The 23,581-nt window shown below is 61.2% G+C and carries 24 protein-coding genes; 13 read left to right on the top strand and 11 right to left on the bottom strand.

The window, feature by feature from the left end; all coding sequences use genetic code 11:
* Positions 1–243: 243 nt before the first annotated feature.
* Positions 244–819 carry a hypothetical protein gene (locus V7Z56_RS08205; protein WP_334128905.1) on the bottom strand — a complete coding sequence of 192 codons (576 nt, stop codon included), beginning with the start codon at positions 817–819 and terminating at the stop codon, positions 244–246.
* 374 nt (positions 820–1,193) lie between these two features.
* Here V7Z56_RS08205 and V7Z56_RS08200 point away from each other — a divergent pair, with 374 nt between their 5' ends.
* The 5 genes from V7Z56_RS08200 to V7Z56_RS08180 all read left to right on the top strand — a co-directional run bounded on the left by V7Z56_RS08200 (position 1,194) and on the right by V7Z56_RS08180 (position 5,330).
* Positions 1,194–2,201 (top strand): cysteine synthase A, encoded by a 1,008-nt coding sequence (locus V7Z56_RS08200; RefSeq protein WP_334128904.1) that lies wholly within the window; start codon positions 1,194–1,196, stop codon positions 2,199–2,201.
* 20 nt (positions 2,202–2,221) lie between these two features.
* On the top strand, positions 2,222–2,941 hold the full coding sequence (locus V7Z56_RS08195; RefSeq protein WP_334128903.1) for an alanyl-tRNA editing protein: 720 nt from the start codon (positions 2,222–2,224) through the stop codon (positions 2,939–2,941).
* Positions 2,942–2,986: 45 nt separating this feature from the next.
* Complete coding sequence (gene sseA, locus V7Z56_RS08190; RefSeq protein ID WP_334128901.1) at positions 2,987–3,838, top strand: 3-mercaptopyruvate sulfurtransferase; 852 nt, start codon at positions 2,987–2,989, stop codon at positions 3,836–3,838.
* A 4-nt stretch (positions 3,839–3,842) separates the two neighbouring features.
* Positions 3,843–4,400: a GNAT family N-acetyltransferase gene (locus tag V7Z56_RS08185; protein WP_334128900.1), complete on the top strand. Its 558-nt coding sequence runs from the start codon at positions 3,843–3,845 to the stop codon at positions 4,398–4,400.
* 120 nt (positions 4,401–4,520) lie between these two features.
* Positions 4,521–5,330, top strand: a complete 810-nt coding sequence (locus V7Z56_RS08180) for a hypothetical protein (protein WP_334128899.1) — start codon at positions 4,521–4,523, stop codon at positions 5,328–5,330.
* 33 nt (positions 5,331–5,363) lie between these two features.
* Here V7Z56_RS08180 and V7Z56_RS08175 read toward each other — a convergent pair whose 3' ends face one another.
* From V7Z56_RS08175 to V7Z56_RS08155, 5 genes are all read right to left on the bottom strand, one after another.
* On the bottom strand, positions 5,364–6,725 hold the full coding sequence (locus tag V7Z56_RS08175) for a S1C family serine protease (RefSeq protein WP_334128898.1): 1,362 nt from the start codon (positions 6,723–6,725) through the stop codon (positions 5,364–5,366).
* A 127-nt stretch (positions 6,726–6,852) separates the two neighbouring features.
* Complete coding sequence (locus tag V7Z56_RS08170) at positions 6,853–7,611, bottom strand: amino acid ABC transporter ATP-binding protein (protein WP_334128897.1); 759 nt, start codon at positions 7,609–7,611, stop codon at positions 6,853–6,855.
* Between the two features lie 29 nt (positions 7,612–7,640).
* Complete coding sequence (locus tag V7Z56_RS08165) at positions 7,641–8,747, bottom strand: amino acid ABC transporter permease (protein WP_334128896.1); 1,107 nt, start codon at positions 8,745–8,747, stop codon at positions 7,641–7,643.
* 1 nt (position 8,748) lies between these two features.
* Entirely contained in the window at positions 8,749–9,939 is a 1,191-nt protein-coding gene (locus V7Z56_RS08160; RefSeq protein WP_334128895.1) for an amino acid ABC transporter permease, read from the bottom strand.
* Between the two features lie 106 nt (positions 9,940–10,045).
* Positions 10,046–11,062 carry an amino acid ABC transporter substrate-binding protein gene (locus V7Z56_RS08155; RefSeq protein WP_334128894.1) on the bottom strand — a complete coding sequence of 339 codons (1,017 nt, stop codon included), beginning with the start codon at positions 11,060–11,062 and terminating at the stop codon, positions 10,046–10,048.
* A 311-nt stretch (positions 11,063–11,373) separates the two neighbouring features.
* Here V7Z56_RS08155 and metC point away from each other — a divergent pair, with 311 nt between their 5' ends.
* The 4 genes from metC to modC are packed head-to-tail and all read left to right on the top strand — an operon-like array spanning position 11,374 to position 14,763.
* The gene (gene metC / locus V7Z56_RS08150; protein WP_334128892.1) at positions 11,374–12,552 is read left to right on the top strand and encodes a cystathionine beta-lyase; all 1,179 of its coding nucleotides are present in this window, start codon (positions 11,374–11,376) and stop codon (positions 12,550–12,552) included.
* 47 nt (positions 12,553–12,599) lie between these two features.
* Positions 12,600–13,001 carry a phosphoribosyl-AMP cyclohydrolase gene (gene hisI / locus V7Z56_RS08145; RefSeq protein ID WP_334128891.1) on the top strand — a complete coding sequence of 134 codons (402 nt, stop codon included), beginning with the start codon at positions 12,600–12,602 and terminating at the stop codon, positions 12,999–13,001.
* Complete coding sequence (gene modB, locus V7Z56_RS08140; RefSeq protein ID WP_334128890.1) at positions 12,998–13,690, top strand: molybdate ABC transporter permease subunit; 693 nt, start codon at positions 12,998–13,000, stop codon at positions 13,688–13,690. The genes hisI and modB overlap by 4 nt, the downstream gene beginning before the upstream one ends.
* On the top strand, positions 13,690–14,763 hold the full coding sequence (gene modC / locus V7Z56_RS08135) for a molybdenum ABC transporter ATP-binding protein (protein ID WP_334128889.1): 1,074 nt from the start codon (positions 13,690–13,692) through the stop codon (positions 14,761–14,763). The genes modB and modC overlap by 1 nt, the downstream gene beginning before the upstream one ends.
* 27 nt (positions 14,764–14,790) lie before the next feature.
* Here modC and V7Z56_RS08130 read toward each other — a convergent pair whose 3' ends face one another.
* Complete coding sequence (locus tag V7Z56_RS08130; protein WP_334128887.1) at positions 14,791–15,501, bottom strand: Crp/Fnr family transcriptional regulator; 711 nt, start codon at positions 15,499–15,501, stop codon at positions 14,791–14,793.
* A gap of 242 nt (positions 15,502–15,743) precedes the next feature.
* On the opposite strand from V7Z56_RS08130, the gene V7Z56_RS08125 reads away from it, so the two are divergent.
* Positions 15,744–17,066 (top strand): FAD-dependent oxidoreductase, encoded by a 1,323-nt coding sequence (locus tag V7Z56_RS08125; RefSeq protein WP_334128886.1) that lies wholly within the window; start codon positions 15,744–15,746, stop codon positions 17,064–17,066.
* 13 nt (positions 17,067–17,079) lie between these two features.
* Positions 17,080–17,898: a phosphodiesterase gene (locus V7Z56_RS08120; protein WP_334128885.1), complete on the top strand. Its 819-nt coding sequence runs from the start codon at positions 17,080–17,082 to the stop codon at positions 17,896–17,898.
* A 30-nt stretch (positions 17,899–17,928) separates the two neighbouring features.
* Here V7Z56_RS08120 and V7Z56_RS08115 read toward each other — a convergent pair whose 3' ends face one another.
* From V7Z56_RS08115 to epsC, 3 genes are read right to left on the bottom strand one after another with little or no spacing between them, the layout of a single operon-like run.
* Positions 17,929–18,258, bottom strand: a complete 330-nt coding sequence (locus V7Z56_RS08115) for a ferredoxin family 2Fe-2S iron-sulfur cluster binding protein (protein WP_334128884.1) — start codon at positions 18,256–18,258, stop codon at positions 17,929–17,931.
* A 35-nt stretch (positions 18,259–18,293) separates the two neighbouring features.
* Entirely contained in the window at positions 18,294–19,433 is a 1,140-nt protein-coding gene (locus V7Z56_RS08110) for a cysteine desulfurase family protein (RefSeq protein ID WP_334128883.1), read from the bottom strand.
* Positions 19,434–19,460: 27 nt separating this feature from the next.
* Positions 19,461–20,225 carry a serine O-acetyltransferase EpsC gene (epsC, locus tag V7Z56_RS08105; RefSeq protein ID WP_334128881.1) on the bottom strand — a complete coding sequence of 255 codons (765 nt, stop codon included), beginning with the start codon at positions 20,223–20,225 and terminating at the stop codon, positions 19,461–19,463.
* Positions 20,226–20,436: 211 nt separating this feature from the next.
* On the opposite strand from epsC, the gene V7Z56_RS08100 reads away from it, so the two are divergent.
* On the top strand, positions 20,437–21,090 hold the full coding sequence (locus tag V7Z56_RS08100; RefSeq protein WP_334128880.1) for an alpha/beta hydrolase: 654 nt from the start codon (positions 20,437–20,439) through the stop codon (positions 21,088–21,090).
* A 24-nt stretch (positions 21,091–21,114) separates the two neighbouring features.
* Here V7Z56_RS08100 and V7Z56_RS08095 read toward each other — a convergent pair whose 3' ends face one another.
* Positions 21,115–22,254 (bottom strand): anhydro-N-acetylmuramic acid kinase, encoded by a 1,140-nt coding sequence (locus V7Z56_RS08095; RefSeq protein ID WP_334128879.1) that lies wholly within the window; start codon positions 22,252–22,254, stop codon positions 21,115–21,117.
* A 52-nt stretch (positions 22,255–22,306) separates the two neighbouring features.
* Here V7Z56_RS08095 and tyrS point away from each other — a divergent pair, with 52 nt between their 5' ends.
* Positions 22,307–23,560 (top strand): tyrosine--tRNA ligase, encoded by a 1,254-nt coding sequence (gene tyrS / locus V7Z56_RS08090; RefSeq protein WP_334128878.1) that lies wholly within the window; start codon positions 22,307–22,309, stop codon positions 23,558–23,560.
* Positions 23,561–23,581: the final 21 nt, after the last annotated feature.

Below are 23,581 nucleotides of genomic sequence, written 5' to 3'. Positions count from 1 at the left end.
AGTGTATCCCGACAGGACGAACAGAGGCGGCGCGACCTTTCCTTCGCGCTTTCAAGAGGGTTTACATGTCAGGTAATTGATTAGAGTTGCGTCGTATTTTATTATTTATGCTGATAAATCATAAACAATAAAAAAAGCCCGCCGGAAATTTCACTTTCCTGCGGGCCCATTTCTCGACCATGGGAATAATGTTAAAGCAATGATCCCCACATGTCAATAATTTTCTATCTTAAGGTGTTTTTTTCAGAGTTGGAGATAGAGATCGAGGCTGCCCAGCAGATTGTCGCGGGCAAAGCCGGCGCGCCGCCGCCGCTCGCGATCGACCTGCCGGCAGCTCTTGCCGAACACGATCACATCGAGGGCGGCAGCGACGGAAAGCCCCTCGCCCTGCGCCCGCACCGCCCAGCCGAGAAAGCGCCGCATCACCTCGCTCTCCCAGCGCTCGTTTCCGCCGCCGCTGCCGCGCGGCTGCCAGCCGTAGCTTTGCGTGCGCATGCCGAGCCCGTCGGTGCGAAGATGAAAGCCGCGCATGATCATATCGGCGGCGCGGAGCTGGTCGGCGCTGAGGTCAAGCCGGAAACCGCTGGCCTGCGCCCGCTTCTGCCGCGCCTGCCGCGCCTCGCCCGCTCCCGTCGGGGCATCGGCCGGGACGCTGCGCGCCGCCCCTCCGCAGCCCCGCGGATCGGGCCGAAAGCCCGGGGTTTTCTGCCCCGGCTCGGGATGCTGTTGCCGGGCGCCTTGCGGCGGCGCGCCCGGCACGCCTTTCTTGGCCGCGGATGTCCCCCGCATACGACGGGTATCAATACTGTCAGATGTCATGTTACCTCTCATTCGGTGGTGGTTGGAGTGACGGCGTCAGCCGCGCACAACATGCGGCACGACGTCGTTAAAGGCGCCGCGCCCCCGCGCGGCAGGGTCCGGGACGCCGCCTCAGGCCGGAGATGGTGAGGGCGGAAAAAAGATCGTTAATGATCATTAACAATAATAATTGCGCTACGAAAATTTATAAATGCTGGTTATATTATAAAACAAGCATGTTTGTTCGTCAATCCACGGTTGCACCATTCGAGAAAATTCCCCGCCGGAAAAATCCGTTCGTATGCGTTATATTTTGCCTCCGCGCTTGACTGGCGCGCGGCAAATTGCCAGATTAACAGGAATACAATGGGAATTAGAAAGAACCACATCTCGCCATGGAAATCCGCAAGAACTTTATCGACAGCATCGGCAACACGCCGCTCATCCGCCTCACCGCCGCCTCGGAAGTCACCGGCTGCGACATCTACGGAAAGGCCGAATTCCTCAATCCCGGCGGCTCGGTGAAAGACCGCGCGGCGCTCGCCATCGTCAAGGATGCCGAGGCGAAGGGCCTGCTCCGGCCCGGCGGGCTGATCGTCGAGGGGACGGCGGGCAACACCGGCATTGGCCTTGCGCTGGTCGCCAATGCGCGCGGCTACAAGACCGTGATCGTCATGCCGGAAACGCAGACGGACGAGAAAAAGGCGCTGCTGCGCTATTGCGGCGCGGACCTGCGCCTTGTCCCGGCGAAGCCCTATCGCGACCCGGACAACTATATCCGCTATTCCGGCCGGCTCGCGGAAGAGCTGGCGAAAACCCATCCGGGCGGCGCCATCTGGGCCAACCAGTTCGACAATGTCGCCAACCGGCAGGGCCATATCGACACCACGGGGCCGGAAATCTGGAACCAGACCGATGGCAAGGTGGATGGCTTTATCTGCGCGGTGGGGAGCGGCGGCACCCTCGCCGGCGTCGCCCTCGCCCTGAGAGAACGCAATCCCGATATCAAGATCGGCCTCGCCGATCCTTTGGGTGCGGCGCTTTACAGCTATTACACCACGGGCGAGCTCAAATCGCACGGCGATTCCATCACCGAAGGGATCGGCCAGGGCCGCATCACCGCCAATCTCGAAGGGCTTGACGTTGACTTCCCCTACCAGATCGACGATGTTGAGGCGCTCAACACGCTCTATGATCTCAATATCCATGAAGGGTTGCAGCTCGGCCTCTCGACCGGGATCAACGTCGCAGGGGCGATCCGCATGGCGAAGGAAATGGGCCCCGGCCATACGATTGTGACCGTTCTCTGTGATACGGCGCAAAAGTACTTTAGCAAACTGATGGACATTGATATGCTTCGGAAAAAGAACCTGCCGGTTGCCCCCTGGCTTACCGGCGATTGATTACGACCCGGAGTTTTATCATGACGACAGCCCTGTTTCGCGACGACGCCTATCTGACCCGGACGGCGGCGCGGGTGACAGGCGTGACGGAACGCGGCGGCATCCTGCTCGACCGGACGGTGTTTTACCCGACCGGCGGCGGGCAGCCGGGCGACAGCGGCTGGCTGACCCTCGGCGATGGCCAGCGCATCACGATTGCCACCACGGTCAAGGGCGACACGCCTGACGAGATTATTCACGTCCCGGCAAGTGCGGACGTTCTGCCGGAGGCGGGATCGGAGGTGACGGCGGAAATCAACTGGGATGTGCGCTATCGCTATATGCGCATGCATAGCTGCCTGCATATCTTGTCGGCGGTGCTGCCCTACCCCGTCACGGGCGGGCAGGTCTCCGACGGCAAGGGGCGGCTCGATTTCGATATCCCCGAGGCCGTGCTCGACAAGGACGAGATTACGGAAAAGCTCAATGCGCTGATCGCCGGCAGCCACCCGGTCGGCAGCGACTGGATCACCGATGCCGAGCTCGATGCCCGCCCGGAGCTGGTGAAAACCATGTCCGTGCAGCCGCCGCGCGGCGCCGGGCGCGTCCGGCTGATCCGCGTTGGCGAGATTGACCTGCAGCCCTGCGGCGGGACGCATGTGCGCAACACATCGGAAATCGGCGCGGTCCGGGTTAGGAAAATTGAAAAGAAGGGGCGGCAGAACCGCCGCGTCTCGCTGGAATTTGCGGACGAGGCCTGACGGGCCCGGCCGCAGCGATGTTTATATTCAAGGTGATTTGAAAATATGGCTTATGTGAATTCAGCTTCTCTCGTCTCCACGCAGCAGCTTGCCGACTATATGCGCGCGCCCGACGTCCGCATCGTCGATGCCTCCTGGCATATGCCGGCGACAAAGCGCAACCCGCGCGCCGAATATGACGCGGCGCATATCCCGGGGGCGGTGTTCTTCGATATCGACGAGATTGCCGATCTCGACAACCCGCTGCCGCATATGGTGCCGAGCCCGGAGAAATTCTCAAGCCGCATGCGCAAGCTCGGCCTTGGCGATGGCAACCGCATCATCATCTATGACACCAACGGAACGGTGAGCGCGACCCGCGCATGGTGGATGCTGCGCCTGTTCGGCCATCAGGATGTCGCGGTGCTGGACGGCGGCCTGCCGAAGTGGATCGCAGAAGGGCGACCGGTCGAGGATACCCCGGTGCTGCCGACGGAGCGGCATTTCACCGCGCGCATCAACAGCTTCCTGCTGCGCGAGAAGGATCAGGTCGCACGCAATATCGAGACGGCGCGCGAGCAGGTGCTGGACGCCCGCTCGCCGGGCCGCTTTACAGGCACCGAGCCGGAGCCGCGCGAGGGGCTTCGCGGCGGCCGCATCCCGGGCTCGAAAAACCTGCCCTTTACCGATCTCTTCAAGCCGGACGGCACCCTTCTGGACGCGCCCGCGCTGCAGGCCGCCTATGAGAAGGCGGGGATCGATCTGAAAGCGCCGGTCATCACCACCTGCGGCTCCGGCATTTCCGCCTGCGTGCTTGCCTTCGGCCTGCACCTCCTCGGCCACAAGCGGGTCGCGGTCTATGATGGATCCTGGACCGAATGGGCGAAGGACGAGAGCCTGCCCGTCGCGACCGGATAAGCCGATGCCGATCAAACGCCCACCCCAGCCGACGGAAGAAGGTCTCTGGCCGGTCACCGTCACCTTCCTTGAGATGCGCGAGAAAGCCGCGACGCCGGCGCCGCCGCCGCCCGCGATGTCGCATGCGGTGATCCGCGCCGAAGCGCCGACGCTCTCTTTCTATCGCTTCCTCTATAACACGACGGGGCGCGACTGGGGCTGGATGGACCGGCGCAACATGTCCGATGTCGAGCTCGACCGCATCATCAACGCCGCGGCGACGGAGATTTACGTGCTCTACTTGCGCGGCGTTCCGGCGGGCTTTGCCGAGATCAATACCGAAGACATGCCGGACGTGATCGATCTCGCCTATTTCGGCATTTTGCCGGAATTTATCGGCATGGGCCTCGGGCCGTGGCTGCTCGATAACATCGTCGACCTCGCCTGGTCGAAAGGGCCGGCGCGCCTCACCGTCAACACCTGCACCCTCGACCACCCTAAGGCGCTGCTGATGTATCAGCACGCCGGCTTCAAGCCGATCCGCCAGCGCCACATCGAAATCGAACCGCTCCCCGATCTGTGAGCCGCATTCTGCGCAAGGGGACGGCGCGGGGCGGCGGCTCCTCCCGCTTGGCGGAAATTGACCGCCGCCCTATATGAGAATATACTAATTCAGGACATTCTCGGACGGGAGGACTATCCCATGCGCACTGCCGCCGTCTCTCGCTATCTCTTCTATCCGCTCGCGCTGATCGGGGCCAGTTTGGCGGCCCCTGCCCTCGCCGCGCCGCAGATCCTTGCCGTTGCGGCGACGGAGCTGCCACTCCCCCTCACGTGCGAAGCGGGCGAATGCCGGGTCGAGCTGACCACCATCTGCCTGCAGGAGGAGCGCGCCTCGCCCAATCCCGGCGCGGGCTATTACGTGCATGGGGAACGGTTTTTCGAGATCACCGGCCTGACCGAAACGGGGCAGGAAATCTCGCTCGCGCACCTTCCCGTAACAATCACCGCCGCGCGCGGCCATAACGCCGTCCGCGTCGCCTTCCGCGCGCAGGAGCTGAAGAAATATGGCCCCCTGGAGGTCAGCCTGAAAGTGCCGGAAAATCTCTCGCTCGTCCCGCTTCCCATAAGAAATGACCGGCGGCCGCAGACGGATGCGGATATCGAGCTTGCGACCGGCCCGAACCGCGCGCTCGCAAAGCTCTATGTCGAGGAGGCGGGCGATCCCCGCGCTGAGGCGGAACTGCTCAGCCAGGCCATCAACCGCCTGCCCGAGCGCGGCCGGGCGAGCGATGCGGAACGCGCCGCCGTCCGTGACGCCTACCCGGGCATCGCCGCCCACGCTGCAATGCCGGCAAGCGCCAAGGCCGGCGCAGCCGCGCATTTTGAGGCGTGCTACCGCGAGACCATCGCCGGCAGCCTCAGCCTCCGCGCCTGCCTCTCAAGCTGGCACGACCGGCTGATCGGCAAACTCAACACTCACTACTGGCACGCCATCAGAGCGGGGAGTTGAGGGGAAGTTAGCGGGAAAATTCAATAAGCCGCATTACTCTTGCTGAGGGATAATTTTCAGGGCATCCAATGCACTTAAAATAGGAATGAACAAATTGATTCCTTCCGCCGCTTTTCCTGTAACTTTAGCAACGCTTATGCCCATAACATTACCGTTCTGATCTAAAAGAGGACCACCGCTATTACCGGGAGAAGTGGCGGCGTCCGACTGGATATAAGATGTAGCAGAATCAGACGAGTTTCTATGAGCACTCACAATGCCTGCAGTAACTGACGATTGAAGGCCTTCCCGAAGAGGGCTGCCTATAACATAAATTTTCTCAAGAAGTTCTGCTTGTTTTTTACGAATGGGTAAAGGTGCCGATATTCGTAGTGGAACCTTAATGAGTGCTACATCACGCTGTTCGCTTACCCTGATCACGTCGCCGATTACTTCTAATCCGTTATTCAAAATAATTGCTGCTTTGGAAGATTCATTCACGACATGTGCATTCGTCAAAATATATCCATCTTCATTGATAATAAATCCGGAACCATGCCCCATCCCAGAGCGGACAGTAACGACTGCCGCAAGGACAGTATTTAATTTGCTCTCTATTGAATCTGCTGAAACTACAGGAAGGCTTAACGGCAGTGCGTTTCCCTGAAACCCCTGTAACATCGAAGTTGCACTATCCTCTTTCAAGGCCACTTTTCTAAATTCGTTCGAGGCAATAAAAGACTCAACGGCTCCAGCAAAAGCATTATGGAAGGTCAAAATTACTGTATCTTTCTTAGGCTCAACCTGTTTGTAATACCCACTCGTTTCAACCTTCATCACCTCCCTTTGAGTGAGTGTCGAGAATACGGTCCAGTCCACATCTACAAACATTTCTCCACTATACTCATCCAACGGACGTCCATCCCACCAATGATGAACCTGACAGAAATTACTGCTTATCTTCGTAATGCTGGCACCAACCAGATATTCCGCCGACGAAACTGACCTACTCTGACCAAACAAGTCTCTGGGATCTCCTGCGACATTGAAGCCATTCGTATTCAAAACTTCATAAAAAATCTCCCCAAGCTCCGTGCTCCAGTTCCCTAAAACAGAGGAGCCTGCCCCCCACTCCATGGTGGATTTACCCGAATGACTGTCGTTGCAAAGGAATCCGTCTACACCCACCGCATCCATATTGCCTGAGGCCGGAAAGTGACCAATTATTGTACCCCGCTTGATATTAGCCACCACCTTCTGCAAAACAAATGACGATTGCTGCGAAAGTGGAATGGTAACGGGATCGACATGAGCGGGCGGCACCTTGGAAACGGCCATAATCCCCGTTGTGTTACACGATACGAGCAACGGGAACAAAAGAAGCAAAAGGTTGTTTCTCAAGGACAGGATTTTCATTTTTCTATTCCGTTTCTTGAATATCTTTCCATATTCTAACTATAATTGATACAATCTATCATATTAGTAGTCCATCAAAAAAACCCGGCGTTTCCACCGGGCTTTTTAGTTTTTTTACAAAGGCTTGTCAGGCGTTATGGAGGATCTGGCTGAGGAACAGCTTCGTGCGGTCGCTTTGCGGGTTGGTGAAGAATTCCTGCGGCGGGGCCTGCTCGATGATCTCGCCGGCGTCCATGAAGATAACGCGATCGGCGACCGTCTTGGCGAAGCCCATCTCATGGGTCACGCAGATCATGGTCATGCCCTCTTCGGCGAGGCTGATCATGGTGTCGAGCACTTCGGAGATCATTTCCGGGTCGAGCGCCGAGGTTGGCTCATCGAACAGCATGATGCGCGGGTTCATGCAGAGCGAGCGGGCGATGGCGACGCGCTGCTGCTGCCCGCCCGAGAGCTGGCCGGGGTATTTATGCGCCTGCTCGGGGATTTTTACCCGCTCGAGGAACTTCATCGCGGTCGCCTCGGCCTCGGCCTTCGGGACTTTTCGCACCCAGATCGGCGCGAGCGTGCAGTTCTCCAGCACGGTGAGATGCGGGAACAGGTTGAAATGCTGGAACACCATCCCAACCTCGCGGCGGATCTCGTCGATCTTTTTGACGTCGTTGCTAAGCTCGATCCCCTCGACGATGATCTGCCCCTGCTGATGTTCCTCCAGCCGGTTGATGCAGCGGATCATTGTCGATTTGCCGGAGCCCGACGGGCCGCACACAACGATCCGCTCGCCCCGTTCGACGGTGAGATTGATATCTTTCAGGACATGGAATTCGCCATACCATTTATGCATTCCGATAATCTGGATGGCGATATTCATCCCTGATTGTTCAGCCATGGCAGCATCACTCATAATCCACCCTCCTTCTATCTTTTATGTCCGGTATGGAGCTTGTTCTCCAACCAGATGCTGTAACGGGACATGCCGAAGCAGAAAACCCAGAACACCGCGGCAACGAACAGATATCCTTCCTGCGACATGCCGATCCATTCCTTGTCGGTGGTGCCGCTTTTCACGATGCTGAGCAGATCCAGCAGGCCGATGATCAGCACCAGCGTCGTATCCTTGAACAGGCCGATGAAGGTGTTGACGATGGCCGGGATGGAAATTTTCAGCGACTGCGGCAGGATGATCAGCCCCATCGACTGCCAGTAGCCGAGGCCGAGACTTTTCGCCGCCTCCGACTGGCCCTTGGGGATGGCCTGCAGGCCGCCGCGCACCACCTCGGCCATATAGGCGGAGGCGAAGAGCGACATGCCGACGAGCGCCCGCACGAGCTTGTCGAAATTGACGCCCTCGGGCAGGAACAGCGGCAGCATCACCGAGGCCATGAACAGCACGGTAATCAGCGGCACGCCGCGCACGAACTCGATAAAGCCGACGCAGATCATGCGCACCACCGGCATGCTTGAGCGCCGCCCGAGCGCCAGCACGATGCCGAGCGGCAGCGAAACGAAGATCGAGACCGAGGCGAGAACGAGCGTGAGGAACAGCCCGCCCCAGAGCGGCGTCTCGACGACGGGGAGCCCGAAGGCGCCGCCGTAGAACAGGAAGTAGCAGGCGACCGGCACGAAGCCGAAGAGATAGATCGCCGGCCATTTCTTGTTCTTCACCACGTCCGAGAGGACGAAGAACAGCCCGATGGCGACCAGCACATAGCCGACATCGACGCGCCAGCGCTCCTCAACCGGGTAGAAGCCATACATGATCTGCCCGAAGCGCATCTTGATAAACACCCAGCAGGCGCCGCTGCCGGTGCAATCCTCGCGCGTCGTGCCGGCGAAATTGGCGTCGATGATCGCGTAGGAGATCAGCGAGCTCAGGGCTTCCCAGCTGATGTAGACCGCAACCACGGTCAGCACGATGTTCAGCGGGCTTGAGAATAAATTCTCCCGCATCCAGCCGAGGATACCGGACTGGCTGGCCGGCGGCGGCAGGGTCGGGTGGCGGTCGGTTTTGACGATTGTGGTCATCTTATCTCTCCACCAGGGCAATTCGTTTGTTGTACCAGTTCATGAACATCGAGATCAGCAGGCTGACGCTGAGATAGAACAGCATCGCGATCAGGATCACCTCGATCGCCTGCCCCGTCTGGTTCAGCGAGGTTCCGGCGAAGATCGATGTCAGCTCCGGATAGCCGATCGCGGTGGCGAGCGAGGAGTTCTTGGTGAGGTTCAGATACTGGCTCGTGAGCGGCGGGACGATCACGCGGAGCGCCTGCGGCAGGATAACGAGCCGCGTCGTCATGCCGGGCCGGAGACCCAGCGAATGCGCCGCCTCCGTCTGGCCGTGGCTGACAGCGTTGATGCCCGATCGCACGATCTCGGCGATAAAGGCGCCGGTATAGATCGAAAGGCCAAGCAGTAGCGCGAGGAATTCCGGCTTCAGCGACCATCCGGCATTGATGCCGAACCGCCCTGCAATCGGATATTCGACGGTGAAGGGCACGCCCGCGAGCACCGCGGCGAGCACCGGCAGTGCGATAATGAGGAGCAGCCCGACCCAGAAGGACGGGAACGGCTGGCCCGTCCGGTCCTGGCGCCGATGCGCCCAGCCGCGGACGAAAAGGGCGGCGATAATGCCGACAACGAGCGCCACCGGAATGACCCAGAAGCCCGCCTCGGGGATGATCGCCGGGAAGTTCATGCCGCGGTTGTTGATATAGATATTTTCGCCGATGCGAATACTGTCGCGCACCACCGGCAGAACCGACAGCACGGCGAAATACCAGAACATCAGCTGCACCAGCAGCGGAATGTTGCGCACCACCTCGATATAGACATAAGCGATCTTGTTGACGACCCAGTTCTTCGAGAGGCGAAGCACGCCGACAATGAAGCCGATGATGGTCGCCAGCACAATGCCGGCGAAGGAAACGACGAGCGTGTTGATGATGCCGATAATCAGCACATCCATATGCGTCGATGTCTGGCTGCTGTAGCTTTTGAAAAGAACGATGCCGATATCGAAACCGGCGGGCTGGCTCAGGAACCCGAATCCCGAGGCAATGCCGCGCGTTTGCAGATTGATCGCGGTATTATGCGCGATATACCAGGCAAACAGCACGACGGTGACGATAACGAGTATCTGAAAAAATATGGCCCGGACCCGCGGGTCCCTGAACATATTAACGCTTGCCGGCGTTGTTTGTACATCCGTGGTCATACACTGTACCTCCCCAGGCGTAGCTATTACTGCGACGAGAAAGGGCACATATTCAGTACCGAGAATATGTGCCCCCTCTTTCTGACTAGCTCATCAGTGATCGACCTTAACGCAGCGGCGGTGCGTAGAGGATGCCTCCCTTGTTCCACTGTGCGTTCAGACCGCGTTCAATGGCGAGTGAGGTGCCCTGACCCAGGTTGCGCTCGAACACTTCGCCGTAGTTGCCGACCATTTTAATGATGTTGTAGGCCCAGTCGTTGGTGAGGCCGAGCGCCTGCCCGAGATCACCATTGACGCCGAGAATACGCTGTACGCTCGGGTTCGGGCTTTCCGCCTTCAACTGGTCAACATTGCCGGAGTTGATGTTCAGCTCTTCGGATTCGATCATCGCGTTCAGCGTCCAGCGGGCGATGTCACCCCACTGGTTGTCGCCGTGGCGGACAAGCGGGCCGAGCGGCTCTTTCGAGATCACTTCGGGCAGGATGATATGCTCATCGGGGTTGGCGATCACGGCGCGCTGCGCATAGAGGCCGGACTGGTCCGTCGTGTAGACGTCACAGGTATCCTTCAGATACGCCTCACGCACCTCGTCGGCAGTGTCAAAGACGACAGTCTCAAGCTTCATGTTGTTCGCGTTGAAATAGTCGGCGAGGTTAAGTTCGGTCGTCGTGCCCGACTGTACGCAGACCCGGGCGCCGTCCAGCTCAAGGCCGGATTTCACGCCGAGCGCCTTTTTCACCATGAAGCCCTGGCCGTCATAGTAGTTGACGCCGACAAACTCGAATCCGAGGTTGACGTCACGGCTGAAGGTCCAGGTCGTGTTCCGGGCCAGCACGTCGATTTCACCCGATTGCAGCGCCGTGAAACGCTCCTTCGCGGTGGTCGGGGTGTATTTCACCTTTTCCGGATCGGCGAAGATGGCCGCTGCCATGGCGCGGCAGAAATCGACGTCAAATCCTTCCCACTGGCCAGCGTTGTTGGGCGCGGCAAACCCCGCAAGGCCGGTGGTGACACCGCATTGGATGAAGCCCTTGGCCTTCACGTCATCCAGCGTGGCCGCGCTCGCTGATGCGGCCATAAAAGTGGCAGCCGCCGCAACGGCAATAAAACTCGCTTTGCTCATAAATTGTACCTCCCTGTCCGATATTCCCAATTCAATATCTTCATTGTAATTCACCCCTTTCTTTTACCGACTTCGCTCAGCCTGTGAAGGTTTACGTGAGTTACATTTGAAAATCACAATCTGAATTATCGTGACCTTCTAATTATTTGACGATAATAGTTTTGTTCTCGGCGTCAACGCAAAAATTTGCGGCGTCGCGAGAGCGGCCTGTTCCCGTCCTGCGCGAGATGAAATTTTGACTTTAAACTTGAAGTCTCTTCCTATATGCAACTGGATGAGGGAAATCCGAGGAAAATCAGGGTGATCAAGCTATGAAAGACGAAACAAAACTTGTCGTTGCCGGACGCGATCCAGAGGCCAATTTCGGGATCGTCAATGTACCTGTCTATCATGCATCGACCATCCTGTTCCCGACAGTGGAAGCGCGCGAGAAGGCCCATGCGGCGCGCGCGGGCGGGGAGCGCCTCGTCTCCTACGGCCGCCTCGGAACGCCGACCACCTGGTCGCTCGAAGATGCCGTCGCGATGCTCGAAGGCGGCTACCGTGCGCAGATTTTCCCCTCCGGCATGGCGGCCTGCGCGGGCGCCATCCTCGGTTTCGTGAAGGCCGGCGATCATGTGCTGATGACCGACAGCGTCTATGGCCCGGTGCGGAGCTTCTGCGACAAATTCCTGAAGCGTTTCGGCGTCGCCGTCACCTATTATGATCCGCTGATCGGCGCCGGCATCCGCGAGCTGATGCGCCCGGAGACGCGCGTCGTCTATGTCGAGGCGCCGGGCTCCCTCACCTTCGAGATGCAGGATATTCCGGCCATCGCCGAGGTTGCTCATGCAGGCGGCGCCAAGGTGATCATGGACAACACCTGGGCCTCGCCCCTCTTCTTCAAGCCGTTCGAGCATGGCGTCGATGTCTCGGTGCAGGCCGGCACGAAATATATCGTCGGCCACAGCGATGTGATGATCGGCGTCGTCACCACCAACAAGGAATCGTGGGATCCGTTCATCTTTAATGCCAATATGCTCGGCCAGACGGCGGGGCCGGATGATGTTTATCTCGCGCAGCGCGGCCTTCGCACCCTCTCTGTGCGGCTCAACCAGCATATGCAGAATGCGATCGCCCTCGCCGAATGGCTGAAGGGCCGCCCGGAGGTGCATTCGGTGCTGCACCCGGCCCTCCCTGATGATCCGGGTTACGCCATCTGGAAGCGCGATTTCCTGGGCGCGTCCGGTCTTTTCTCCTTCCGGCTGAAGGCCGTGCCGAAGAAGGCCATCGCCGCCTTCCTCGATGATCTCGAGCTGTTCGGCATGGGTTCCTCCTGGGGCGGGTATGAGAGCCTGATTCTCCCCTCCGATCCGACGCATTACCGCACGGCGACGAAATGGGACGATACCGATCCGCTGATCCGCATTCACGTCGGCCTTGAAGCGGTTTCCGATCTGATCGATGATCTTTCGGCCGGATTCGACCGGCTTCGGGCCGCAACCCGGTAAAATTTTACGAATCGGTGCCGGCCCGCCCTGATATCGGGAGTTCCCTGATGCGCGATATTCTTGAGAAAATCACCTTCGATGCCAACGGCCTCGTCCCCGCCATCGCGCAGCAGCATGACAGCGGTGAGGTGCTGATGATGGCGTGGATGAATGCGGACGCGGTGCGGGAGACGCTCGAAACGCGTCAGGTCTGCTACTGGTCGCGCTCGCGCGGGAAACTGTGGCGCAAGGGCGAAAGCTCGGGCCATGTGCAGAAGCTGATCGATTTTCGCATCGACTGCGACGGCGATACGCTCCTGCTCCTCGTCGACCAGACGGGCGTCGCCTGCCACACGGGCCGTCATAACTGCTTTTTCACCAGCGTGCGCGAGGATGGCGCGCTCGAGATCATCAGCTACGTCGTGGTCGATCCCGAAACGATGTATGGCGGGGATACGCCGAAGAAATGAGCCTCACGCCGCAGGAAATCGACGTCATCCTCCTCTCGCTGAAAGTGGCGATCTGGTGCGTCGGTCTCTCGCTCCTGCCGGCGCTTGGCATCGCCTGGTTGCTGGCGCGGCGGGATTTCTACGGCAAAAGCCTCCTCAACCTCGTCATCCACCTGCCGATCGTGCTGCCGCCGGTTGTCGTCGGTTATTTCCTCCTCGTCACCCTCGGGAACCGGGGGATCGTCGGCGGCTGGCTCCATGAGCAGTTCGGCCTCTCGCTGATCTTCAACTGGAAGGGCGTCGTCGCGGCGACGGCGGTCATGGCCTTTCCCTTCATCACCCGCGCCATCCGCCAGGCGATCGAGGCGGTCGACCGCAATCTGGAGGTGGCCGCCCTGACCCTCGGCCGCTCGCGGCTTACTGTCTTTCTCACCATCACCCTGCCGCTCATTCTCCCCGGCATCCTCGCCGGCGCGACCCTCGGCTTTGCCCGCGCACTTGGCGAGTTCGGCGCGACCATCACCTTTGTCGCCAATGTCCCGGGCGAGACGCAGACGCTGCCGCTTGCCATCTATGCGCTGCTGCAGGTGCCGGGAAGCGATGCGGCCGTGCTCCGCCTCGTCCTCCTCTCGGTGCTGCTCGCCTTCGCCGCCATCGCCCTTTCGGAATGGCTCGCGCGGCGCACGGCGCGGAAAATCGGTCTCGGCTGATGCTGGATGTTTGTCTTACAAAAAAGCTGGGTGACTTCCGGCTGGAGGCGGCATTCAAGGCGCCCGCGGGCGTCACCGCCATCTTCGGCCCGTCGGGCGCCGGCAAAACGCTGATCGCGAAAATGATCGCGGGGCTCACCCGGCCGGATGCGGGACATGTCCGCTTGGGCGACCAGGCGCTGTTCGATGCGGCGGCAGGCGTCGATATCCCGCCCGAGCGCCGCGGCATCGGCTTCATCTTTCAGGAGCATCGGCTGTTCCCCCACTACAGCGTTCGCGGCAATCTCGCCTACGGCGCCGGACGGCGGGGCGACGGGGAGAGCCGGGTCGCCTTCGACAAGGTGGTCGACATCCTCGGCCTCGCGGCGCTTCTTGAGCGACGCCCCCGCGATCTCTCGGGCGGGGAGCGCCAGCGCGTCGCCATCGGCCGGGCGATCCTCAGCAACCCCGAGATGCTGATCATGGACGAGCCGCTTTCCAGCCTCGATGACGCGCGGAAGGCGGAGATCCTGCCGCTGATCGAGACGTTGACCAGCGAGTTCGGCCTTCCCACCCTCTACATCTCCCATTCGATCGAGGAGATCGCCCGCCTTGCCGAGACGCTGGTGCTGATGGACCGGGGCGCGATGAAGGCGGCGGGGCCGGCGCGCGAGCTGCTCTCCCGCCTCGACCTCATCCGATATACCGGCGGCGATGACGCCGGCACGATCATCGAGGCGACGGTGCGCGCCTATGATCCCGCGCACAGCCTGCTGGAGGTCGAGACCGAAACCGGTAGCCGTCTTTACCTCACGGGCGCGGAGATGGCGGCGGGCGCAACGCTCCGCCTTCGGATTCGCGCCCGCGATATCGCCCTTGCAAGCGCGCCGCCCAAAGAGCTTTCCATCCTCAATTATTTTGAGGGCGCCATTCGCGACCATTGCACGGGCGCGCAAGGGATGGAGGAAGTGCTGCTCGATGTCGGCTTTCCGCTCGCCGCGCGCATCACCCGCCGCTCGTTCGAGGCGATGGCGCTGAAAAAAGGAAGCCGCGTCTATGCGCTGGTCAAATCCGTCACCTTGAGCCGCCTCTGACAGAAGAGCGCGGCCGCCGCGTTCCTGCTAGCGGCTCGCCGCCTGGCCTGAGGAGGAGGCGAAGGCGAGCGTGCGGATATATTCCTCGATCCCGGCGCGATCACGGAGATAGAGCGTCTTGCCCTTTTTCGCGACCATCCCCTCCTGCGTCAGATGGCCGAGCACGCGGGCGACCGTCTCGCGCGTTGTCGAGACGCGGCTCGCGATCACGCTCTGCGTCGGCATCGGATAGATCAGCCAGCTTTTCGGCGTGATCGGATCGGGTTCGGCCATGCGCAAAATCTCCTGGCAGACACGCTGCACCGCGCCGAGGGTGGAAAGGTCGAGAATACGGTCATCATTGACGCGGATGATCCGCACCAGCCTTTTGAGCACCTGCATCGTAATGTCGGGATGGCGCATCAGGAGCTCCTGAAAGCGCGATGGGCTGAGCCCGGCGAGAAGGCAGCGGGCGTTTGCCACCACATTGGCCGAGCGGGCCCGCCCGTCGATCGCCGACAGCTCGCCGAAATACTCCCCCGCCTCGATCGTCGCATAGGTCACCTCGCGCCCGGAGACGCCGTAATTGACGATATTGACGCTGCCCTCGACCACGAAATAGACATCGCGGCAGTCACCGGAGCGATCGACAATCTGCTCACCAGGCGCAAAGGTCCGCCACGCGCATTGCGCGGCGAGCGCGACCCGCTCCTCCGCCGGCAAGCTCTGTAACAACTCTATCCTGTCGAGATTCTGCATGTCCCCCTGCCCGTCAGCCCCTTGCCTTCCCTGGCTATTGTAAAGGATTGTCAACCATACAGAATATCGTAAATAAACAAAACATAAAGCAGCGCACCGCCGGCCAGGCCCGCGCCCCTGCCATGGTGATGAACGCGCCGCCGCAAAAAAATGTTTCAAATTCCGCGCGCCGCCGTGCATGATGCGGGCGGAGGCAGGCCACGTTGCAAAAGACAAAGGACGAGAGGCCTGAAGGGGGGAGTATGACGACAGGACTTAAAGTATGTATTGTCGGATCGGGGCCGGCGGGGATGTATGCGGCCGGCGATCTCGTCAAGAAGGCGCCGGACGCGCGCATCGACATTCTCGACAAGCTGGCGACGCCTTACGGGCTGGTTCGTGCCGGGGTCGCGCCCGATCACCAGACGACGAAAAATGTCACCCGCGCCTATGACAAGGTGATGGAGAATGCCAACGTCCGCTTCGTCGGCAATATCCGCCTCGGCGAAGATATTCCGCTCCATGAACTCCGCGCGCTCTACGACGTGGTGATTATCGCGACCGGCACGCCGAAGGACCGCAGCCTCAATATCCCGGGCGAGGACAAGCAGGGCGTTTACGGCGCACAGACCTTCGTCTACTGGTATAACGGCCATCCCGAATTTCGCGACGCCGTACCCGATCTTGATATCGAGACCGCTGTGGTTATCGGCAATGGCAATGTCGCGCTCGATGTCGCGCGCATCCTGATGCGGACGGCGGATGAAATGTCGACCTCCGACCTCGTCGATCACGCGGCGCGGGAGATTTTCAAAAGCCCGCTGAAGCGCGTCCATGTGGTCGGCCGCCGCGCGCCGGAGAATGCGCAGTTCTCCTCGAAAGAGCTTGGCGAATTCGCCGAGCTTGCGGCCGCGACCGCCTATACGGACAAGACGCTGCTGCCTGACGAATATATCTCGGACGACAAGAAGCAGGAGCGCGTCGTCAACACGAACCTTGAGCTTCTGCGCAGTTTCGAGCAGATCCGCGACGGCGTCGACGGGCGCTCGATCCATCTCGACTTTCTCGCAAGCCCCATCGAGATCCTCGGCGATGAGCGCGTCACGGGCGTCCGCTTCGAGCGCAACCGCATGGAGGACGGCAAGGCCGTCGGCACCGGCGAGACCTATGAAATCGACTGCCAGCTTCTCGTCTCCTGCATCGGCTATGAGATGGGCGTCCTCGAAGGGCTGCCGGTCGAGCGCGGGATCGTCAAAAATGACGCGGGCCGCGTCGCGCCGGGACTTTACGTCGTCGGCTGGGCGAAACGCGGACCGTCAGGCACCATCGGCACCAATCGCCTCGACAGCCAGGAGGTGGTCGACCTGCTGCTCGCCGATAATTTGCGCGGCGGCGATCCGGCAAAGCGCGGGCCCGACGGGCTGGATGCGTGGTGCCGCGAGAAGAATATCCACGTCGTCTCCTTCGATGACTGGAAGAAAATCGACGCGGCGGAGGTCGCGCGGGCCGGCGAAAAATCACCGCGGCGCAAATTCGTCCGCACCCGCGACATGCTCTCCCTGATCCGCGGCGAAGCCTCAAGCTGATGGGAAAGAACTCATGCTGATTGCGCAGCTTAGCGATTGCCACATCACCTCGCCCGAGGATGATTTCGCCAAACTCTACCATCCCGCCGAGCGGCTCGAAGCGGCAATCGGCCATCTGCATGAGAGCGCCAACCGGCCCGACCTCGTCGTTATGACGGGCGACCTGGTGAACAGCCGCAAACCGGCCGAATACGCCATCCTTCGCGATCTCGTCGGGCGAATCCAAATGCCCGTCTATCTGCTGCCCGGCAATCATGACAGCTGCGAGGAGCTTCGCGCGGCCTTTCCCGAGCATAGCTATCTTCCCGCGTCGGGGCCGCTGAATTATGTGGTGGAGGGCTGGCCGCTCAAGCTGATCTGTCTCGACACCAACGTTCCGGGCAAGCCGGAGGGCCATCTTTCGCCCGAGAGCCTCGCGTGGCTCGACAGCGAGCTCAAATCCGAGCGCGAGCGGCGCGTCATGATTTTCATGCATCACCCGCCGTTTTTGACGGGCCTTGAGCTGATGGACAGCATGGGGCTTCTCAACCGCGACGCCTTTGTTGAGGTCATCGCCCGCCATGACCATGTGGAGCGCGTAGTCTGCGGCCATCTGCACCGGTCGATCCAGACGCTCGCAGGCGGCACGCTGATCCAGACCTGCCCGTCCACGTCACATTCGGTGTTGCTCGATCTCGGCAGCGGCGGCGAGCTTGCAACGGTATTCGAGCCGCCGGAGTATCTTCTGCATTACTGGACGGGCGCGGGCGGCCTCGTCACCCACACGAGCTATGTGACGTGCTACAATACGGCCTGGACCTTCACGAACGGCGTGACGGGCGAAAAAGGATAGCGGCGGTGGATGCGGCGTTGGGGTGCGCGCCTAGGCCATCATATTGTTGGATTCGGCCGGCAGCGTAACGACGAGGTTATCGAGCTCCTCCGTCATTTCGATCTGGCAGCCAAGGCGCGAGGTGCGCGTCAGCCCCCAGGCAAGGTCGAGCATATCCTCCTCGTCCTCGGTGGGATCGGGGAGGCGCTCGAAATCCTCTTCGGAAACGACGATATGGCAGGTCGAGCAGGCGAGACTGCCCTCGCAGGCCCCCTCCAGACTGATGTTATTCTGATGCGCAATTTCAAGGATTGTCATACCGAGCGGCGCCTCGACAACCTGGCGGCTCCCGTCGGGTTTGATGAAGGTCATTTTCGGCATGATAGTTTTACGCTCCTGATGAACATCTCGCTTAGTTAACCCTGTTCCGCAGCTTCTGTCCAGACGCCAAATTGAGGCGATTTTCGGGCATGGAGGCGCTCCCAGCTGGCGGCGCAGCGCGCGATATCGGCGGGCGTCGTCGACCAGCCGAGGCTGATGCGGATCGCCGATCCCGCTTCCTCCGCCGCCGCGCCCATCGCCGTCAGCACATGGCTCGGCCGCACCTTGCCGGACGAGCAGGCCGAGCCCGCACTCACCGCGATGCCGTCAAGATCAAGGCTCATCACCTGCAGCTCCGAGGGGACGCCCGGCATGGAAAGGGTCGTGGTGTTGGGAAGCCGCGGCGCACGCGCGCCATAGACCCGGCTCGCGGGCGAGGCCCTCAGGAGCCGCGCCTCAAGCTGATCGCGGAGCGCGCCAAGGGCGGTATAGGCGGCAAGGCCGTCTCTGGCAAGCCGCGCCGCGACGCCAATGCCGACGATGCCGGCGACATTCTCCGTACCGGCGCGCCGGCCCAGCTCCTGCCCGCCCCCCTTTATAAGCGGCGGCACGACGAGCCCGTCGCGAATGAGGAGCGCACCCACCCCTTGCGGCCCGCCGAACTTGTGGGCGGAGATGGATATCATATCCGCGCCGAGGCCGCGAAAATCAACATCGATCTTGCCGGCCGCCTGGATGGCGTCGGTGTGCAGGATCCCGCCCGCGGCGTGGACGATCGCGGCGATCGCGGCAATATCCTGAATAACGCCTGTCTCGTTATTGGCCAGCATCACCGACACAAAAGCGGGCGCGGGCGCGGCAGCAAGTTCCGCTTCGAGCGCCGCATGATCGAGCAGCCCGTCCCCATCGACGGGGAGGCGAACGGCGTCCGGTGCGGCGGCGAGGATCGAGTCATGCTCAATCGCCGAGACGAAGCGCGGCCGGTTTGCGAAGGCGGCAAGGGCGAAATTGTTCGCCTCCGTCCCGCCCGAGGTGAAGACGATTTCGGCGGGCTTGCAGCCGACAAGGGCGGCGAGCGCGCGGCGCGCATCCTCGACCCGCGCCCGGGCCGAGCGCCCGGCGCGGTGCACCGAGGACGGATTGCCCCCCGCCGTCATCACCTCCGTCATGGCGGCGATCACTTCGGGGCGCACGGGCGCCGTCGCATTGAAATCGAGATAGACGGGATCGGCCATAAGCGGCCCCTCTCCGGCGTGGCGTAACTATTCGGGCTTGGTCTTGCCGCCCACGCGCCGCGGCGCCCGGCCCGTTCCGGAGGGGAGCGGGACCGGCGCCTCTTCGGCGGCGCGGCGCTCGTTCTCCAGCTCCTCGACCCGCATCGAGAGCGACTGCACCTTGTCGAGCAGGCCGTCCAGAACCTTGAACACGGGATCGGGCTGTTCATGGCCGCCGACGGCATAGGCCGCAAAGCCTTCATCGAGCGAGGTCGAGCGGCTGCCGTTCACGGCCCGCGCCGGAACGCCGACGACGGTCGCGCCCTCCGGCACATCCTTCAGCACCACGGAATTGGCGCCGACGCGGGCGCATTTGCCGATGGTGATGGGGCCGATGATCTGCGCGCCCGAGGCGATAATGACGTTATCTTTCAGCGTCGGATGACGCTTGACGCCGCGCTGCTTGTCCGAATCAATAGACGGCGAAATACCGCCGAGCGTCACGTCATGATAAAGCGTCACATTGTCGCCGATCTCCGCCGTCTCGCCGATGACGACGCCCATGCCGTGGTCGATAAAGAACTTGCGGCCGATGACGGCGGCAGGATGGATTTCGATGCCGGTCATGAAGCGGCTGAGCTGCGACAGCAGGCGGGCAAGAAAGTACCATTTGCGTTGCCACAGGGCATGCGCGGCGCGATGCAGAATGACCGCATGGAAGCCCTGATAGAGCAGAGCGACCTCAAGGCGGTTGCGCGCGGCGGGGTCGCGTTCCATGACGCAGGTAATTTCTTCGCTAATATGCTTGAACATTTACCCCTACCTTCTGTATTGTGCCGCAACTGTAGCGGAGTTCACCAAGGTCCAACGCGTTCATTGGACACTGATATATGTATATCGGGGGTACCGTCAAGGACGCCGCGTGCGGCCCGAAGACAACATCTTCCCGGCACTGAGTGCAAGTGGCGGACCTTTAAACGCAATTTCCGCAATCAACCGATGAATTTTAGGAATAATAATACGAATGCCTGATATTATTTTTAATGGTCCCGAGGGTCGTCTTGAAGGTCGCTATCATCATTCCGAAGATCCCAATGCGCCGCTTGCGCTGATCCTGCATCCGCATCCGCAGTATGGCGGCACGATGAACAACAAGGTGGTCTACAACCTGTTCACCGCCTTCAAGAAGCGCGGCTTCTCTGTCCTGCGCTTCAACTTCCGGGGGGTCGGCCGCAGCCAGGGCGATTATGACCAGGGTATCGGGGAATTGTCGGATGCCGCGGCTGCGCTCGACTGGATGCAGATGCATAACCCGAACGCCCCGTCGGTGTGGGTCGGCGGCTTCTCCTTCGGCGCGTGGATCGCCATGCAGCTGCTGATGCGCCGGCCGGAGATTGCGGGCTTCATCTCGGTGGCGCCGCCCGCCAATATGTATGACTTTTCCTTCCTCGCGCCCTGCCCGTCTTCCGGCATCATCATTCACGGCGACCGCGATGTGCTGGTGCCGCGCAAAGATGTCAAGAAGCTGGTCGAGAAGCTGAAAGCGCAGAAGGGCATCACGATCGACTATGACGAGATCCCGGCAGCCGACCATTTCTTTGAAAACAGCCACGAAGCGCTGATGAGCTCTGTCGATCGCTATCTCGACAAGCGGCTCGATGGCGCGGATGACGACTGATCCCCGCCCCACCCGCGCGCGGGGTTATTTCGGCGCGGCGTAAAAGACGCCGCCCGGCATCGGCTCCGGCACCCCTGTCGTTGACGGCAGGCTGAGCGGCAGGCCGTAAAGGCTCCGCACCGCGAGAAAGGCGAAAGCCTCCGCCTCCAGATCATCGCCGCGCCAGCCAACCGCTTCCACCGGATCGACAGGCGCTTTTGTCACCTCCGCAATTGCCCGCATCAGCGCGACGTTCCTGCGCCCGCCGCCCGTCACCAGCCAGCGCCGGGGAGCGGCGGGCAGATGCGCCATCGCCCGCCCGATGCTGCGCGCGGTAAAGGCAAGCAGCGTCGCCGCGCCGTCCTCAAGCGACAGGCCGCCAAGCGCCTCGGCAACCGGAAACTGGTCGCGATCGAGACTTTTGGGCGGCGGCTGATCAAAGTAAGAATGCGCGAGCAGCCGGGCGAGGAGCACCTCATCGCACCGCCCGCGCGCCGCAATCTGCCCCTCCGCATCGAAGGGCGCGCCGGTATGGCGGAGGATCCAGTCATCGAGAAGGGCATTCGCCGGGCCCGTATCGAAGGCGATCACCTGTTCGCCGTCGAGATAGGTGACATTGCCGACGCCGCCGAGATTGAGCACGGCGAGCGGCCCCGGCAATGACGCGGCAAGCGCGCGGTGATAGAGCGGCGCGAGCGGCGCCCCCTCGCCTCCCGCCGCGACATCGGCGAGGCGAAAGCCCGCGACGGTATCAATACTGGTCAACGCGGCCAGCAACGCGCCGTCACCGATCTGCACGGTGAGGCGGTTCGCCGGATCGTGAAAGATGGTCTGCCCGTGAAAGCCGATCACATCAATCTCACCGGCGGCAATGCCCGTGTCGGCAAGGAAGCGGTTGACGAAATCGGCCTGCAGTTTGGTGAATTCATCAATGAGCGCCGATGGCGCGGATCGCCGGCCGAGCAGGCTACGGAGCTTTTCGCGAAACTCGGGCGTATAGGGGAGCGACCGCACGGGACCATGCGCCAGCACCCGCTCCCCGTCGGTTTCCAGCACCGCCGCGTCCATACCATCGAGCGAGGTGCCGCTCATCAGCCCGAGCGCGCGGCGCAGGCCCTGCGGGCGTTTATCCGGGTTTTGCGAGCGCACGACCAATTCCTCCATCTCCTCTTTTACAAGCCGCACCGGGTATGCTAAACGGGGCGCACAATTCATTCCTGAAACAGAAATTCGCCCGATGACTGATTTTAAATCCGAGTTTATGCAACTCTTCGCCGAACGCGGCTACCTGCATCAATGTACAGATCCCGAAGCGCTCGATAAAGCCTTTGCTGACGAGATTGTCACGGCCTACATCGGCTTCGACTGCACGGCGAAAAGCCTGCATGCGGGCAGCCTCACCCAGATCATGATCCTCCACCACCTGCAGCAGTGCGGGCACAAGCCGATCGTGCTGATGGGCGGCGGAACGACCAAGGTCGGCGATCCGACCGGGCGCGATGAAAGCCGCCCCCTGATCAGCGATGAGACGATCCAGGAGAATATGAACGGCATCAAGAAGGTGTTCGAAAAATTCCTCACCTTCGGCGACGGCCCGACGGATGCCATCATGGTCAATAATGCGGACTGGCTCGACAAGCTCGAATACATCCCGTTCCTGCGCGAATACGGGCCGCATTTCTCGATCAACCGGATGCTGGCCTTCGATAGCGTGAAGCTGCGGCTCGAACGCGAGGAATCCATGTCATTCCTCGAATTCAACTACATGATCCTGCAGGCCTATGACTTCGTCGAGCTGAAGAAGAAATATAACTGCTCGCTGCAGATCGGCGGCTCCGACCAGTGGGGCAATATCGTCAACGGCGTCGAGCTTGGCCGGCGCACCAACGGCTTCTCGCTGTATGGCCTGACCTCGCCGCTGCTGACCACCGCCTCGGGCGCGAAGATGGGCAAGACGGCGGGCGGCGCCGTCTGGCTGAATGCCGATATGCTGAGCCCGTATGACTACTGGCAGTTCTGGCGCAATACCGAAGATGCCGACGTCGGCAAGTTCCTGCGCCTTTTCACCGAAATCCCGATGGATGAGATCAGACGGCTCGAAAAGCTGGAAGGGGCGGAGCTGAACGCAGCGAAGAAAATTCTCGCCGACGCCTGCACCAGCATGGCGCATGGCAGGGACGCCGCCGACGCCGCGGCGGAAACCGCGCGCCAGACGTTCGAGATGGGCCAGACCGCCGAAGGGCTGCCGACGCTGACCATCCCGCGCGCGGAACTTGAAGCCGGCATCCCGGCCGCAACGCTTTTTCACCGCGCCGGCCTTGCCGCCTCAAGCTCGGAAGCGCGCAAGCTCATCAAGGGCGGCGGCGCGCGGCTCAATGATGAGCGGATCGAGGATGAAAAGGCGATCCTCGGCGTCAACGACCTCGCCGCCGATGGCCGCCTCAAGCTGTCGGCCGGGAAAAAGCGCCATTATCTGATCCAGCCGGTCTGAGGCCGGAGCAGGCGCGCGCCG

The organism is Sneathiella sp. (genome assembly GCF_036844445.1).
Taxonomy (GTDB): Bacteria; Pseudomonadota; Alphaproteobacteria; order Sneathiellales; family Sneathiellaceae; genus Sneathiella.
The sequence above is the reverse complement of the archived record's forward strand: the minus strand, read 5'-3'. Positions and strand labels throughout refer to the sequence as shown.